11 protein-coding genes and 1 tRNA gene are annotated in these 14,790 nt (G+C 54.8%); 7 read left to right on the plus strand and 5 right to left on the minus strand.

The genetic code is table 11. From position 1 onward, the window contains the following. The first annotated feature begins 386 nt into the window (after nt 1-386). Complete coding sequence (locus tag H6F46_RS01125) at nt 387-1,130, plus strand: phosphoadenylyl-sulfate reductase (RefSeq protein WP_347278314.1); 744 nt, start codon at nt 387-389, stop codon at nt 1,128-1,130. Between the two features lie 216 nt (nt 1,131-1,346). On the opposite strand, the gene H6F46_RS01130 is transcribed toward H6F46_RS01125, so the two are convergent. Next, nucleotides 1,347-3,068: an AarF/UbiB family protein gene (locus tag H6F46_RS01130; RefSeq protein WP_190354848.1), complete on the minus strand. Its 1,722-nt coding sequence runs from the start codon at nt 3,066-3,068 to the stop codon at nt 1,347-1,349. A gap of 210 nt (nt 3,069-3,278) precedes the next feature. Between H6F46_RS01130 and H6F46_RS01135 the strand changes: the two genes are divergently transcribed. Together H6F46_RS01135 and H6F46_RS01140 are read left to right on the plus strand one after the other, a co-directional pair. Further along, nucleotides 3,279-3,446, plus strand: coding sequence for a hypothetical protein (locus H6F46_RS01135; protein ID WP_190354831.1), 168 nt, complete (start codon nt 3,279-3,281; stop codon nt 3,444-3,446). A 131-nt stretch (nt 3,447-3,577) separates the two neighbouring features. Then, nucleotides 3,578-3,649: transfer RNA gene (locus H6F46_RS01140), tRNA-Val, on the plus strand. A gap of 423 nt (nt 3,650-4,072) precedes the next feature. On the opposite strand, the gene H6F46_RS01145 is transcribed toward H6F46_RS01140, so the two are convergent. After that, nucleotides 4,073-5,701 (minus strand): alpha-D-glucose phosphate-specific phosphoglucomutase, encoded by a 1,629-nt coding sequence (locus H6F46_RS01145; protein WP_190354832.1) that lies wholly within the window; start codon nt 5,699-5,701, stop codon nt 4,073-4,075. Between the two features lie 85 nt (nt 5,702-5,786). Beyond that, nucleotides 5,787-6,317, minus strand: a complete 531-nt coding sequence (locus tag H6F46_RS01150) for a DUF4330 domain-containing protein (protein ID WP_099532700.1) — start codon at nt 6,315-6,317, stop codon at nt 5,787-5,789. A 274-nt stretch (nt 6,318-6,591) separates the two neighbouring features. Here H6F46_RS01150 and H6F46_RS01155 point away from each other — a divergent pair, with 274 nt between their 5' ends. Both H6F46_RS01155 and menD read left to right on the plus strand, forming a co-directional pair. Beyond that, nucleotides 6,592-7,782, plus strand: a complete 1,191-nt coding sequence (locus H6F46_RS01155) for an RNA-guided endonuclease TnpB family protein (protein WP_190404970.1) — start codon at nt 6,592-6,594, stop codon at nt 7,780-7,782. Nucleotides 7,783-7,863: 81 nt separating this feature from the next. Continuing rightward, nucleotides 7,864-9,600 (plus strand): 2-succinyl-5-enolpyruvyl-6-hydroxy-3-cyclohexene-1-carboxylic-acid synthase, encoded by a 1,737-nt coding sequence (gene menD / locus H6F46_RS01160; protein WP_199291318.1) that lies wholly within the window; start codon nt 7,864-7,866, stop codon nt 9,598-9,600. A 176-nt stretch (nt 9,601-9,776) separates the two neighbouring features. Here the strand turns inward: menD and H6F46_RS01165 are convergent, their stop codons facing one another. Continuing rightward, complete coding sequence (locus H6F46_RS01165) at nt 9,777-10,109, minus strand: NAD(P)H-quinone oxidoreductase subunit M (RefSeq protein WP_190356055.1); 333 nt, start codon at nt 10,107-10,109, stop codon at nt 9,777-9,779. Between the two features lie 152 nt (nt 10,110-10,261). On the opposite strand from H6F46_RS01165, the gene H6F46_RS01170 reads away from it, so the two are divergent. Continuing rightward, nucleotides 10,262-10,999 (plus strand): histidine phosphatase family protein, encoded by a 738-nt coding sequence (locus H6F46_RS01170; RefSeq protein ID WP_190356054.1) that lies wholly within the window; start codon nt 10,262-10,264, stop codon nt 10,997-10,999. Between the two features lie 468 nt (nt 11,000-11,467). Further along, nucleotides 11,468-11,728, plus strand: a complete 261-nt coding sequence (gene remA / locus H6F46_RS01175) for an extracellular matrix/biofilm regulator RemA (protein WP_099532739.1) — start codon at nt 11,468-11,470, stop codon at nt 11,726-11,728. Nucleotides 11,729-12,259: 531 nt separating this feature from the next. Here remA and H6F46_RS01180 read toward each other — a convergent pair. Further along, on the minus strand, nt 12,260-14,776 hold the full coding sequence (locus H6F46_RS01180; RefSeq protein ID WP_190356053.1) for a hybrid sensor histidine kinase/response regulator: 2,517 nt from the start codon (nt 14,774-14,776) through the stop codon (nt 12,260-12,262). Nucleotides 14,777-14,790: the final 14 nt, after the last annotated feature.

Consider the following 14,790-nt stretch of genomic DNA (forward strand, 5'->3'; position numbering starts at 1 on the left):
GCTGAGGCGGACGACGCGATCGGGACAAAACGGGCGATCGAAGTGGCTGCAAAGACTAGCCGTAAAGACTAATTGGACAGAGTGGAAGAAATTTCGGGAAATGTCAAGTCGCGATCGCTTCGGTGGCAAGATTGGCCGGCTTGGATGCATGGGCGCTGCCATTGACCCGGCTTTTGCCAACAGACGGCCGTTTGCTCACGATTGACGGTGGATCCCCTTCGGAGCAGGCCGCAACGCCAACCCTGAATCCCTGAATGGTCGTCGCCATCATAGAATGGATCCCTTGGACTTCAGCATTTCAGCAAATTGGGGTGGGATTGCCTCGCCGTTCGCTTCCCGCTCAATTGCGCTCAATTTTCATCACGATCCAAGGGAGAACACCAACCGTGACATCCTTAGCTGCCCCCGCCATTGACATTAACAGTTTGGCTCAGGAATTAGAGAATGAAAGCCCCCAAAAAATTCTCGATCGGGCCCTGAGTTTGTATGACAATCTGGCCATTTCCTTCAGCGGCGCTGAGGATGTGGTTTTGATTGATATGGCCCATCGATTGGGCAAGCCCTTTAAAGTCTTTACCCTGGACACGGGGCGGTTACATGCGGAAACCTATCAACTGCTCGATCGCGTTCGTCAACGCTACAACATCTCGATCGATGTGATGTTTCCCGATGCAGCGGCCGTGGAAGCATTGGTGAACGCCAAGGGGCTATTTAGCTTCTATGAAGATGGCCATAAAGAGTGCTGTGGCATCCGTAAGGTTGCCCCCCTGCGCCGTAAATTAACCACTCTGGATGCTTGGATTACGGGTCAACGGAAAGATCAAAATCCTGCCACTCGGGATAGTGTCCCGATCGTGCAAGTGGATGGTGGATTTTCCACACCCGACCATCAATTGGTGAAGTTTAATCCGCTGGCTAATTGGGCTTCCAGCGATGTTTGGATGTACATTCGCGCCTACGAAGTGCCCTATAACGCACTCCATGAAAAGGGCTTTATCAGCATTGGTTGTGAACCTTGCACCCGGCCCGTATTGCCCAACCAACATGAGCGGGAAGGTCGTTGGTGGTGGGAAGATGCGGGCAAAAAAGAATGCGGTCTCCATGCGGTGAACTTGAACGAGCAAAAGTAGGCTAGTAGCTCCAACGATCAGCGCAACCAAAACGGATGAAACCATAACAGACAAGGGGCTTAAGCCCCTTGTTCCATAGCTTAAGCCCCTGATCTAATTGGTTAAGTTTTCGTTGGTTTTCGTCAGTTTGCGTTGGTTGACGTTAATTGGTTGGCGTGGATTAGTTGACGTGAATTAGTTGGCGTTCATTAACCACAATTAACTATGGGTTGCAGGCTAGCTTTTAAAGGCGGCAGCCGGTGCGCCCCAAGTGGGCAACAATTGAGCAGCCCGATCGCGCGAAAACTCAGTGATCGCATCCCAAGCAGTGTCCAACGCCACTTGCATCAGGCGGCTGGGTTCCAAATCATCCTTCACCAAATCCCACAGGCGTTGCAATTCAGCCCCATGGAGGCGATCGTCTTCCACCAGGGCTAGCAACAACCGTTGACGCAGCAATTGCCCCTCTTCGGACATCAAATAGCGCAATCCCAAACCGGCGGTAGGAACCAGGTCAAACCCGGAATCTGAACGGGCGATCGCCAGCATATTTTCCAGGCGCGTCCATTGAAATTTGCCATCTTCAAACAGCACTTCAATCAGACGGCGACGCAGTTGGGGCGATTCCCCCATCAACAACCGTCGCGCCACGTAAGGATAGGCAATTTCCAGAATCTTGAACTGGGGGTTCAAACTCAGGGCCAAGCCCTCTTGGGTGACGAGCGATCGAATAATCAAGGCAAATTTGGCCGGCACTCGGAACGGATAGTCATACATCAATTCCGAGAACCGATCGGTGACGGTTTTGAAGTTGAAGCTACCCACATTCCGCCCGATCGCCTCGCCCAAAACCGATTCCAACGCCGGAATAATGGGACGAATATTCGTATTCGGAGCCAGGAAGCCGAGGCGCACAAAATCCCCCGCCAATTCCTCATACTTCCGGTTCAACAAATGCACCACCGAATCCACGATCGTTTCCTTGGTGGATTCGTTTAACTGATCCATCATCCCAAAATCAATGTAAGCCATTCGACCATCGCGCAGGGCAAACAGATTTCCCGGGTGGGGATCCGCATGGAAAAAGCCAAACTCTAGGAGCTGTCGCAGACCAGAAGTGACCCCAATTCCGATCAAAGAATCCCGATCGAGACCCGCTTCCCGCACCGAGTCCGTGTTGGTCAGCTTGAGGCCATCAATCCATTCCAACGTCAGCACCCGATGGCTGCTGTAGTCCCAGTAAATGACCGGTACTTTGACCGTGGGATCATCACGGAAATTTTCACCAAATCGCTCGGCGTTGCGTCCTTCGTTTTGGTAATCAATTTCTTCAAAAAGTTTGCTGCCAAATTCATCCACAATCAGGGTCAAATCATGGCCCAAATTGAGCGGCAACCAGGGAGCGGCCCAACTGGCGCACCAGCGAATTAAATACAAATCAAGGGTCAAGGTTGGCAGCAGATTCGGCCGCTGCACTTTCACGGCCACGTCCTCGCCGCTGTAGAGCTTGGCGCGGTAGACCTGTCCCAAGCTGGCCGCCGCGATCGGTTCGGGGGAAATTTCGCGAAAGATGTCCCGCAGGGGGCGATCCAAGTCCGCTTCAATGATGCTGAAAGCCAGTTCCGTCGAAAACGGCGGGAGCTGATCCTGAAGTTTCTCGAGTTCCGCCAAATAATCCACCCGCACCAGGTCGGGCCGAGTGGACAGGGCTTGCCCAACTTTGATGAACGTGGGGCCCAAGTGGATCAAAATTTGACGCAGTTGCTCGGCTCGCTGGCCCACTTGGTCAGACCGCTCGCCCCACAATTGATCGCTCAACCAGCCAAACACGAATGCAGCACTGAACCAAGCAATTTGCAACAGTCGCAAGATGCCAATCCAAGGTCGCCGGCCGTAAAATCGGGCAATTTCCTTGGGATCGTAGCGACGGGCGCGATTGCTGGTTGTGCCAGCGCGCAAATCTTCCAAAAGAACCGAAGTGGCGTTCACGCTAGCAGCCTCAACCAACCTAAAGCCGGTATTTATTTTAGCTGTAGCACCCGTATAGGAAACTACAAAAATCGAAAAACAATCAAAGCTTTTCGTTACAACCAGCTTGGGGGGTCGTCAAATCGCCTGAAACCCTGATGCTGCCGTTGCCGGATCGTGGGAAGCAAGGGGATGCAGCCCTTGGTTACAACCAGCCGATCGCATTGCCCCGCTCGATCGCCCTTGCTCGATCGCCCCCGATCGCCCGTGGAATTGGTGTTCCACTGGAGCGGCCCTGGAAATGATTACGCCCGATCGCTCGAAAAATCGGGTGTTTCAGCTCCTGCACCGCTGCCCGATCGCGGCTGATGCGCGAGCATTGGCAAACAAGTTCCCAATGGAAGTTCAGAAAATGTTCAAAAAATTTTGCCAAATGACTTGAGCAATTGCGGTCACCATGCTAATCTTTGATTCTGCAAAGGCGGAAACGCACTGAGCGCGGGCGATTAGCACAGTGGTAGCGCACTTCCTTCACACGGAAGGGGTCACTGGTTCAAATCCAGTATCGCCCATCTAAACAGGTTCAACACAAGCTCAACGGGTCTTGATGAGCCAATTCACCAATTCAATCGAGAGTTTCGATCGAGGCTGTCGAGGCCAAGCCGGAAAACTCAGGGTTGATCAGCCAAGCATCCGGTAACTGATCCCAGATCCAGGATCGGTGAAAATGCGACCACGAAAGCCGCTCGCTGGGTGCAGAACTCGCCTCATCCTCAATAGGCCGCTTGCATTAATCCAGACCCTCACCCTAAATCCCTCTCCCAAGTCGGGAGAGGGACTTGAAAATCAACAACGAAATCGCCGTTATTCCTGATTTCTGGCTCCCCTTCGCCCGCCTTGGGAGAAGGGGTTGGGGGATGAGGGCTGTTAGCTGATTCGCGCAAGAAGTCTAATCAGCAATCAGATCGCAGCAATCAGATCGCAGCAAGTGATCGTTAGGTGATCACCGTGGGGCGATCGCGCCCGGTCAGGGACTTGATTTGGGCCACTTCCTCCGCAATCGCGATCAAATCCCCGAGGGCCACTTGGGTGTCTTGATCATGCTTGGCGGAATCGGGTTCGTAGCTTTCCAAATACAACCGCAGCGTGGCTCCTTGGGTTCCCGTGCCCGACAGGCGGAACACAATCCGGGAGCCATCCGTAAACCCGATCCGAATCCCTTGTTTTTGGCTGAGGCTGCCGTCCACAGGATCGGTGTAGGCAAAATCATCGGCGTAGTCCACCTCGTAGGAGCCGAATTTCTGGCCCTTCAGGTCGCCCAGCTTGGCCCGCAGATTATCAACCAGGGTATTAGCCCGATCGCTCTCCACCTCTTCATAGTCATGGCGGGAGTAGTAGTTGCGGCCGTAGGTTTGCCAATGTTCCCGCACGATCGCCTCCACAGACTGGCCACGCACCGCCAGCAAGTTCAGCCAGAACAGCACCGCCCAAAGACCGTCTTTTTCGCGCACATGGTTCGACCCCGTGCCGAAGCTTTCTTCGCCGCAGAGGGTGGCCTTGCCCGCATCCAGCAAATTACCGAAGAACTTCCAGCCGGTGGGGGTTTCATAGCAATCAATGCCCAGCTTGGCCGCCACCCGATCGACTGCGGCGCTGGTGGGCATCGATCGCGCCACACCGGCCAAACCTTCGCGATAACCCGGAATGAGGGTGGCGTTGGCGGCCAACACGGCCAAGCTGTCGCTGGGGGTGACGAAGAAGTTACGCCCCAAAATCATGTTGCGATCGCCATCCCCATCGGAAGCGGCCCCAAAGTCCGGCGCACCGTCGCCAAATAGAATTTCCACCAAGTCATGGGCATAAACCAGGTTGGGATCCGGATGCCCCCCGCCAAAGTCCTCCAGGGGCACACCGTTCATCACCGTGCCGGCCGGCGCACCCAACAGCCCTTGCAAAATTGCCTGGGCATAGGGGCCAGTCACGGCGTGCATGGAATCCACACAGGCGCGGCCGGTTTTGAACCAATCCCGCAGGCGATCGAAGTCAAATAACGACTGCATCAGAGCCGCGTAGTCGCTGACGGAATCGATCACCTCAACGGTCATGTCACCCAGTTGGCTCGTGCCGGGGCGATCGAGATCCAAATCCGTCGCCTCCAGAATTCGATAGCCATCCAGGGTTTTGGTGCAGTGATAAATCGCATCCGTCACCTTTTCGGGAGCCGGGCCGCCGTTGGCCGTGTTGAACTTAATGCCAAAGTCCGCATCGGGGCCGCCGGGGTTGTGGCTGGCCGAGAGGATGATGCCGCCAAAGGCTTCGGTTTTGCGGATCACGCAGGAGGCCGCCGGAGTGGACAAAATTCCCCCCTGACCCACCAACACGCGCCCCACCCCATTGGCCGCGGCCATTTTCAAGATTGTTTGGATCGCGGTGCGGTTGTAGTAGCGCCCATCGCCACCCAGGACTAGGGTTTGGCCGGCAAAATTTTCGAGGCTGTCAAAGATGGATTGAACAAAGTTTTCTAAATAATGCCGCTGCTGAAAAACGGGCACGCGCTTCCGCAGGCCGGAAGTGCCGGGCTTTTGATCTAAAAAAGGCTGACTGGCGACGTGGTGAATATTCATAGGGTAATAGGGCGAAATTTTATGGGGTCATGGGGGCGATCGCCTCTGCTGGGAACCCGCACTAGCAGAAACCAAAAGACCAGTCCTATTTCTTCAGCAACCGCACATCAATCACGCTGGCATTGAAGTTATAGGCCTTTCCTTCTAATTCCACGGGAATGCCAATTTTGAGCTTGTTATTCCCCAGAACGGGCCCATTTTCCGTCATGGTGGCCTCGCCGCTGAGGGTCAAATACAGGTCACTGTTATATAAATCAGGGCGGGGATCCGGCAGGGCTTTCACCGTGCCATCGGGTTGAGGAACCAGGGTGGTGCGGGTGAGGGTTTGCACCGATTTCACGGTGATGCTGCCGTAGGGTTGGTTCCGAATAATCACGTTGGTTTTGCCGGAACTGGTCATTTCTTGGATCACGGTTTGCGGATCCCGAATGGAAAGACCCCGAGCCACCGCGTCAATTTCAACCATTTGTTTTACTGCGCCCACTTGGGCCACGGAGCCGCCGGTTCCGGGCACCAAGAAGATCCCAACCAGCACAAGCAGGATAACCAGGCCTGCACCGAGGTCTAAAATGCTGAGTTTGCCAAGGAGGCGACCCTGTGAGTCGAGCAGTTTCATGGCGGTATGCCGAAGGTGTACGAAAGGGGCGAGGGTTGTGCAGCCCAAGACCAACCCCTAGATCCCAGATTCAAAATCCAAGATCCAAGGGGAAATGAGATCCAAGAACCTGCGCGGTCTAGATAACCTAGAAAGCCTAGACAGCAGTAAGGTTATCAGGTCGCACGGGAGCATGAAAACCTTGTCTCTTGAGAGCAAGGATAAAAGGCGACAGGGGTACTTTAGCGCCCGTCATTCTTATGCTAAGCAGGTCAGCATAAGATATAATGCAAATATGCTAATTCTTGAGTTCAAAGTCTACGGAAAGCCTGCTCAGTTCAGCGCGATTGATGAGGCGTTGAGGACTGCCAAGTTCATCCAAAACAAGTGCTTACGCTATTGGATGGACAATAAAGGCTTGTCTAAATACGACCTCAACAAGTACTGTGCGGTGCTGGCAAAAGAATTTCCGTTTGCCAATGAACTCAACTCAATGGCTCGTCAAGCATCGGCAGAACGCACTTGGTCTGCGATCTCGCGGTTTTATGAGAACTGCAAAAAGCAGATCCCAGGCAAGAAAGGCTTTCCGCAATTTAAGAAAGACGTTCGCTCAGTGGAATACAAAACGACTGGGTGGAAACTAGCGGAGGATCGTAAATCAATCACGTTCACTGATGGTAAGCAGATTGGCAGATTGAAACTGAAGGGAACTCGTGATTTGCATTTTTACCAACCTAACCAAATCAAGCGGGTCAGACTGGTAAAACGCGCAGATGGGTACTATGTTCAATTTGCCGTATCTGTTGAACGCTTTGAAGTAGTCCAGCCTTCTGGTAAGGCGATTGGGTTAGATGTAGGACTCAACGATTTCTACGTCACTCAGGATGGCGACAGAGCGGAAAATCCGCGCTTTCTTCGCAGGGGAGAGCAACGGATTAAACAGGCTCAAAGGAGGGTTAGCAGAAAGGTTAAAGGGTCAAGCAATCGTCGCAAGGCGAGGGTGATTTTAGGCAAGCGCCATCTCAAGATAAGTAGGCAGCGTAAAGACCATGCTGTGAAATTGGCACGGTGCGTAGTTCAGTCTAACGACTTGATCGTCTACGAAGATTTGAGAATCGAAAACATGGTGCAGAATCACTGCCTTGCCAAGTCGATTAACGATGCATCCTGGTATCAGTTCAGAGTGTGGCTGGAATACTTTGGCAAAGTGTTTGGCAAAATTACCGTTGCCGTCCTGCCTCACTACACCAGCCAGGAATGCTCTAGCTGTGGCGCGATTGTCAAGAAAGGGCTGTCAACAAGGACGCATATTTGTCAGTGCGGAGCTGTCCTCAATCGTGACCACAATGCAGCTAGAAACATCCTCAGTCGGGGATTGGCTACGGTAGGGCATACCGGAAGCTACGGTCTTGAACCGTGCAACGCTTGGGGAGAGGATGCCTCTACTTTGGTTGGGGAAACCCTGCCAAGGCAAGCAACCTCGTAGAATCAAGAATCCCTGTCTCTTTAGGGCGGGGAGTGTCAACACGCGGGTCATGCGCGGTTGGATAGGGGTTTGATCTTGGGGATGGATTTCACGAATCGCAATACGTTGTGGGCTTCGGTGTTGGCGGAAACGCTGGTGCGGGTGGGGGTGACGGAGGTGGTGATTTGCCCAGGCTCCCGCTCAACCCCGTTAACGATCGCCCTGGCCAGCCATCCGCGAATGACGGCGATTCCAATTTTGGATGAGCGATCGGGGGCGTTTTGGGCCCTGGGGGCGGCCCGGCGATCGCACCGGCCGGTGGCGGTGGTTTGCACATCGGGCACGGCGGGAGCCAACTTTTTCCCGGCGGTGATTGAGGCTCGCGAAAGTGGTGTGCCCCTGTTGTTGCTCACGGCCGATCGCCCACCAGAGTTGCGCGACTGTGCGGCGGGCCAGGCGATCGATCAGCTCAAGCTCTTTGGGATTTATCCCGTTTGGCAAGCAGAATTGGCCCTGCCGGAACCTCGGTTAGACCTGTTGGCTTATTTGCGCCAAACCTTGGCCCAGGCGGCCCAACGGGCGATCGCCGCGCCGGGCCCCGTGCATCTGAATGTTCCCTTGCGGGATCCGTTGCCCCCTTTGCCGGAGCCGGCCGTGGCCGATGCCCTGGCCCAGCTACGGGCCAATTGGCATGATCAGGAATTCTTTGGGCATTTGCAGCCGGTGCGCCGACCGATTACCTTTTCTCGGTTGCCCTGGCAGGAGTTTTGGCAAGGGGCCCGCCAAACGGAACGGGGGCTGATTGTGGCGGGGCCGGCCCAACCGGCGGATCCGGCGGCCTATTGTGCAGCGGTGGGCCGCTTGGCGCGATCGCTCGGTTGGCCCGTGTTGGCGGAGGGCCTCTCGCCGTTGCGGAATTTTGGGGCCCTGAATCAGCACTTGGTGGCCCACTACGACTTGATGTTGCGTAATCCCCACCAGCGGGAACAACTGCGACCCACGATGGTGCTGCGGCTGGGGGGCTTACCAATCAGCAAAACCCTGCGCCTGTGGTTAATGGAAACCGACGCGCCCCAATGGGTTCTAGATCCGGGCGATCGCAACTTGGATCCCCTCCATGGCCGCACACGATCGATCCAGGGGGCGATCGAACTCTGGGAAACCCCGGAACCGGACTTGACCCCCTCCGATTATTTGCAAACTTGGCTAGCGGGCGATCGAGCCATGGAAATCACCGTGAAACAGGCCCTGGCGGAACAGCCCCAACGTCTGGAGAGCAAAATCGCCTGGTTGTTGCCGCAAACACTGCCCGATCGCACCCCCATCTTCATTTGCAACAGTATGCCCGTGCGGGATGTGGAATATTTTTGGGGCATTAACAACCGGGAAATTCAGCCCTTTTTTAATCGGGGAGCCAACGGCATCGATGGCAGCCTTTCCACCGCGATCGGCCTTGCCCAACACCATCAACCGGCCGTGATGCTCACCGGAGATTTGGCCCTGTTGCACGACACCAACGGCTTCTTAGCCCGTCGCCACTTCCAAGGCAGCCTCACCATTTTGCTGATTAACAACAACGGCGGCGGCATCTTTGAAATGCTGCCCGTTTCGCAGTTTGAACCCCCTTTTGAGGAGTTTTTTGCCACACCGCAATCGGTCAACTTTGCCAGCCTCTGCGAGAGCTATGGCATTGAGTACCGGCAAATTACCCAATGGCAGCAGTTTTGCGACTCCTTGAGCCAACTGCCTGCCCGAGGCATTCGCGTGCTGGAATTTTTGTGCGATCGCAAGCGGGATGCCCAGTGGCGGCAATCTTTTTTCCGGCAGTTGGCTGTTTAGGGCCGTGGGGGCGGGGTCTTCCCCATGTGCTTCAACTGAACGGTTAGCTTGTTCAAAATTATCCCAACCAACGTTGATCGAAACCCGTCAACCCTGTAGGGGCGTACGGCCGTACGCCCCTACCCGGATTTTCTCGGTCTGAGGTTGAAGCCCATGGGTCTCCCTGCCCAGTTCCCCTAGGGCGAAACCTGCGGCAAGCCCATGCTGTAATTCACCGCGCGGGTTTCCAAGTTGTAGGCGATCGTGCCATTTTGCAATAGCGATCGCACAAAATGCTCCAAATCTGACCCAATCCGCCGCAGGGTATATTCCGTCAAATCTTGACCCGCCGACTGGGCCACCAACTCTTCAAACTTGCGGTAGACCTGCTGGAGCGCCTCCGGACTCCACAAAAACTCATTATCAGGATCAATATCAATCGTGAGCTTCGTTTCGCTGGGCACAATGTCATCATTGACCAACTCGGCAGCGAAGATGCGGATATGGCGGGTGGTGGACTTTAGTAGCATCGGCTCTGGTTTTGAACGCGGCGGTTGAGAAGGGATCTGGGCATGGACAGCCAAGGCCCGATCGCCAGACTCCCCAATTCCAAACTCCCCAATTATTGTAGGAGCTTGCCCAATGCGTTCTACCCCTTCCTAAGGGCCACGAATTCTAATTGATGCTGAAACTCTTTTTTATCCGTCATACGGAGTCGATCGGGAATGCAGCGGGGCGGATGATGGGGCGAGCCGACGACCCCTTGACCGATCGGGGCCAAACCCAAGCGCGATCGCTCGGCCGGGCCCTGGCCCAACAGGGGGCCCATCCCCAAACCATTTACAGCAGCCCCCAACAACGGGCCCAAGAAACCGCCCAACTGGCGCGATCGGCCGCCATGGCCCACCCAGCCACGGGCGATCGACCCCGACCGCCGATCATCACCGACACCCACCTTTGCGAATTTGACAACGGCATTTTTCAGGGGCTGACCTGGAGCGAAGCCAGGCAACAATATCCCGAACTTTGCCAAAAACTGGAAAATTCCTGGGAATGGATCCCAATTCCGCAATCAGAAACCCTAGAAGCCGGGCGATCTCGCGCACAGATCTTTTTACAAGGTCTAATTAGCCAATTTATTGACACAAACCCCACCGAAACAGAGCCACAAAATCCCGATCCCTGCCTTTGGATCATCACCCATCACTGGATCTTGCAACACCTAATCTCAGAGATCCTCGGCTCCCCAAGAACATGGCAAATTTCCATCCCCCACGGAGCAGTTTTTGAGCTGTGGCTCGATCAAACCCGCTGGCGAACTACCCAGGAACTCGCCATGGGTTTAGACGATCAACAGCGGTTGAACCATGTTTTTTGGCAAATTCACCGCTTCAATCAACTATTGGAGAACAGAGACTGATCAACTTACTGGGAAATTTTGTGAAAATAGACTGAATGTTCATTTTTCGAGCTAAATTTTCCATGTGTGTTAGTCAGTCCGCGCAAATCTGCCCCGCCTGATCGATGTTGTGATACATCATGACGATCTATCCTGGTTCATTCGTGCTAGATCGTCCTGATGCACACTGAATTTCCCCTCGGGATATCGATTCCCGATCGATCCCCTACCCTGATTAACTGGGGCTAATCCTCCTAATAGGAGATTTAGACCCATTCATTCTGGGTTGGTTCATTGAGATAACACTCAGTAGGTATAACCGCTCATTCGGTTGCTACCTGAGATGGCCCTGCTGTGCTCAACAACGGCGATCAACCAGGTCATAACCTGCCTAATTGGGCTGGGATCGATTCTGCCCCGGAGTGACTAATCATTATCTACCAACCACTCAATCAACCTTCACGGGTTTTCTCTTTGAGGAATTTGTCGATGGACATTCAACTAATTAATGTTGGTTTCGGTAATATTGTGGCGGCCAACCGAATCATTGCCATTGTCAGCCCTGACTCGGCTCCGATTCGTCGCCTAGTTACTGATGCAAAAGATCGTGGCCAACTCATTGATGCCACCTATGGTCGCCGTACGAGAGCTGTGATTATTTCGGATTCGGGCCATGTGGTGTTGTCTGCGATTCAACCCGAAACCGTTGCCAATCGCTTGGTGGTTGGCAAGGAACCCAAAGGGGACTAATCTTTCCGATCGCCGCCAGCATCCACCCGATCGCATGGATCATTCGATGGGAATTGGTTAACGCCTCTAGGAATCCGTCAAGTCTTTGGGAAATTCTGAGTCGCTTTCGCTCTCAGCTTTTTGGCTTCATTTCATGGTGTGTTTGCTCAAGAAATCTTATCTAGGGAGTTTTAGGGCAAACAGGCATCACAATTCGTTCATGACTTGTTCATGAGGAGTTGTTGATCGATTAGGGGGGGACGTTCTAGCTCGCGATCGCTAGATCAATTGGGTAATTGAGGAAGCTGTTGAGTTTCCGGGTTGGCATGGGTCAACCGTTGCCGGTCACGAGCTAGAACGCCATTAAATCGTTCACCAATCACGTCTAGCCGTTTATGCCTCGGGGTTGCTGAGAAGAGTTGGTACGCCAATCACAGATGCCATGAAGCAATTAGTGCCATGAAGCAATTATTAGGTGGGCAGTGCCCACCCTACTGTGCTTATCCCGAATTCACGTTTAGCGAGGTAAGGGCTGTAATTCATAACCAGTAACTAGGGCGATCGAGCCAGTTCGCGCAAAATTCCCAGCAGCGCCGCTTGGTTAAATGCATCCTTGGTTAGGTAGGCATTGGCTCCGGCTTCCGCGCCCCGTCGTTTGTCTGCGTCGGAATTCAGGGAGGATACGAGTACGATCGGGAGGTCGTCGTATTCGGGCATTTGACGAATTCGCGCCGTTAGCCCCAGCCCATCCAAACGAGGCATTTGAATATCGGAGACGATCGCGTCAAAGGTGCGCGATCGCAGCTTGTGCAGTGCATCCATCCCATCGGTGGCGGTCACCACATCGTAGCCAGCGGTTTCCAAAATTCGCTTTTCTTGGGTACGGGTGGCGATCGAGTCTTCCACCAACAAAATCGCTGGCGGCCGGGCCATGCTCAGGGAATCGGCCGTGCTCAGGCTGCTGTTGCGGCTGGTGCGGCCGCCCAAGGTGGCAAACAAGTCCGGCGGGTGCAGCACGGGGCACACGTCTCCATTGCCCAAAATCGTCACCCCAGACACATTCCGCACGCGCACCAGCAGTTTGCTCTGGGGCTTGAGCATAATTTCTTGCACATCAATCAGCCGATCGACAAACACGGCCAGGCGATCGCGCCCCATCACCAACACCACACAGGCATGGGGAATGACATCGACTCGATCGGGCGCGGGCCCCGGCGGCAATCCCGGCAACTCCAGCAAATCCCCCAAGTCGGTGGCGGAAACCGGTTCCCCTTCCAGCAAAATGACGGGGCGACCTTCCAAGGCAGTGATTTGACTGACCGGCACAAGGCGCGTTTCGTGAACATATTCCAAAGGAATGGCCAAGGTGCGATCGCGCGTCATCACCAACAGGGCTTGGGTGGCCGCCAGGGTTGTCCCCACCGTGAGGGTGATGGTGCAACCCTGACCCGGCTTGGACTGCACCATCACCCGCCCCTTCAGCCGTTCTGCACAAACCCGCACCGCATCAAGGCCCACGCCTCGTCCCGATAGCTCGGTGGCTTCCAGTCGGGTGGAAAATCCTGGCAACAAAATCAGCTCAAAAATCTGTTCATCCTGCCAGTGGGCGAGTTCTTCGGCACTGTAAAGCTGCTGACGAACGGCGGTGGCGATAATTGCCTGACGATCCAAGCCGCGGCCGTCATCGCTGAGGGAAATCAAGACCCGATCGCCCTGTTGAGCACCCCGCAATTGCAAGGTGGCACAGGCGGGTTTACCGGCTGTTTGACGTTCAGCCGCCGACTCAATGCCGTGGTCGATCGCATTGCGCACCAGGTGCAATAGGGGATCTCGCAGCGCCTCAATCACCTGCTTGTCGGCGGTGGTTTCGCCCCCTTCCACCACCAGGGTGATGGCTTTGCCCTGCTGCTGGGCCAAGTCACGCACCATGCGCGGAAAATGTTGAAACACCGTGGCCAAGGGCAACAACCGCAGGGAACGGGTGCGATCTTTCAGGTCATCGGTGATCGCCTCCAGGCGGTGGTTGGCGTTTTGGACTCGTTCCCGCAAGCCATAGAGGGCCTGTTGAAATTCTTCGTGCAGTTGATGCCGTTGCTGATCGCTACGACGACGATCGGTGGCTAGGGTGTGATCACTAATCCGCTGCTGCCCCCGATCGAGCAAGCGCAATTCTTCCCACAGCCGCACCAACCCATCGAGCAAGGCCGACTGGTGGGATAGTCGTCGCTCAATGGCCGCCAACTCACCCACCCGATCGACCAGGCCATCTAAATGGCGGGTGGCAACGCGGATCGTGTCGATGTGGTACGGCTCGGCGCTGGTGGGCGTGATGGGATTAACTGAATGGATTGAATGAACTGGACTGGTTGGCCGATCGAGCGATCGAGCCGGTGGGGGCGATGTGGTGGCTGGGGAAGTGGGGACTGAAGAAGCGGGGCGATCGGCTCCAAGCGCTGGAACCGAATTAGAAACTGCTGGCGGTGTTGTCGAGGGGATTGCTTCCGTTTCGCTGGGCTGTTCTGAAATTAAGTCTGAAATTAATTGGGGGTCTGGAATTGACTCTGGAATTGGCTCTGGAATTAGCTCTGAGTTTCCTTCAAGACTCGCTGGGGCCGTTTGGGCGATCGGGAGCGGACTGGGTTCCAGCGGCATCAACTCCGACTCAGCCACCCCACTGCTGGCCTGCATGAGCCGAGCCAACACCCGCACCGGATCGATCGCAGAAGGCAGCTCACTCGGCAGCTCCTCCGTGGCCTCCTGTACCAACTGCTTGACCGCATCCAGAGTGTTGTAGAGCATTTCTGCCAGCAGCGGTGTGAGGCTGATTTCCTGACTCTGCAACTGCTTCAGCACATGCTCCACCTGATGAACCAGTTTTTCCACATGGTTCACCCCCAGCATTCGCGAGTCTCCCTTCAGGGTGTGGGCCGCCCGCAACAGTTCCGCAAAGTCATCGCGATCGCTGGGATTTTGTTCAAACCGCAGCAGTCCCGTTTCTAGGGTTTGCAGATGCTCGCCACTGGACAAGCGATAGAGTTCCCGCAGATCCCGATCGTCAATGATTGCCATCAGCTTTTACCCAT

Source organism: Limnothrix sp. FACHB-1083, assembly GCF_014696485.1.
Taxonomy (GTDB): domain Bacteria; phylum Cyanobacteriota; class Cyanobacteriia; order CACIAM-69d; family CACIAM-69d; genus CACIAM-69d.

What these genes read in the sequence shown, in the direction of transcription:
- menD (WP_199291318.1), top strand. Translation starts at nt 7,864, where the DNA reads ATGGATTTCACGAATCGCAATACGTTGTGGGCTTCGGTGTTGGCGGAA.
- H6F46_RS01170 (WP_190356054.1), top strand. Translation starts at nt 10,262, where the DNA reads ATGCTGAAACTCTTTTTTATCCGTCATACGGAGTCGATCGGGAATGCA.
- H6F46_RS01150 (WP_099532700.1), bottom strand. Translation starts at nt 6,317, where the DNA reads ATGAAACTGCTCGACTCACAGGGTCGCCTCCTTGGCAAACTCAGCATT.
- H6F46_RS01165 (WP_190356055.1), bottom strand. Translation starts at nt 10,109, where the DNA reads ATGCTACTAAAGTCCACCACCCGCCATATCCGCATCTTCGCTGCCGAG.
- remA (WP_099532739.1), top strand. Translation starts at nt 11,468, where the DNA reads ATGGACATTCAACTAATTAATGTTGGTTTCGGTAATATTGTGGCGGCC.
- H6F46_RS01145 (WP_190354832.1), bottom strand. Translation starts at nt 5,701, where the DNA reads ATGAATATTCACCACGTCGCCAGTCAGCCTTTTTTAGATCAAAAGCCC.
- H6F46_RS01180 (WP_190356053.1), bottom strand. Translation starts at nt 14,776, where the DNA reads ATGGCAATCATTGACGATCGGGATCTGCGGGAACTCTATCGCTTGTCC.
- H6F46_RS01155 (WP_190404970.1), top strand. Translation starts at nt 6,592, where the DNA reads ATGCTAATTCTTGAGTTCAAAGTCTACGGAAAGCCTGCTCAGTTCAGC.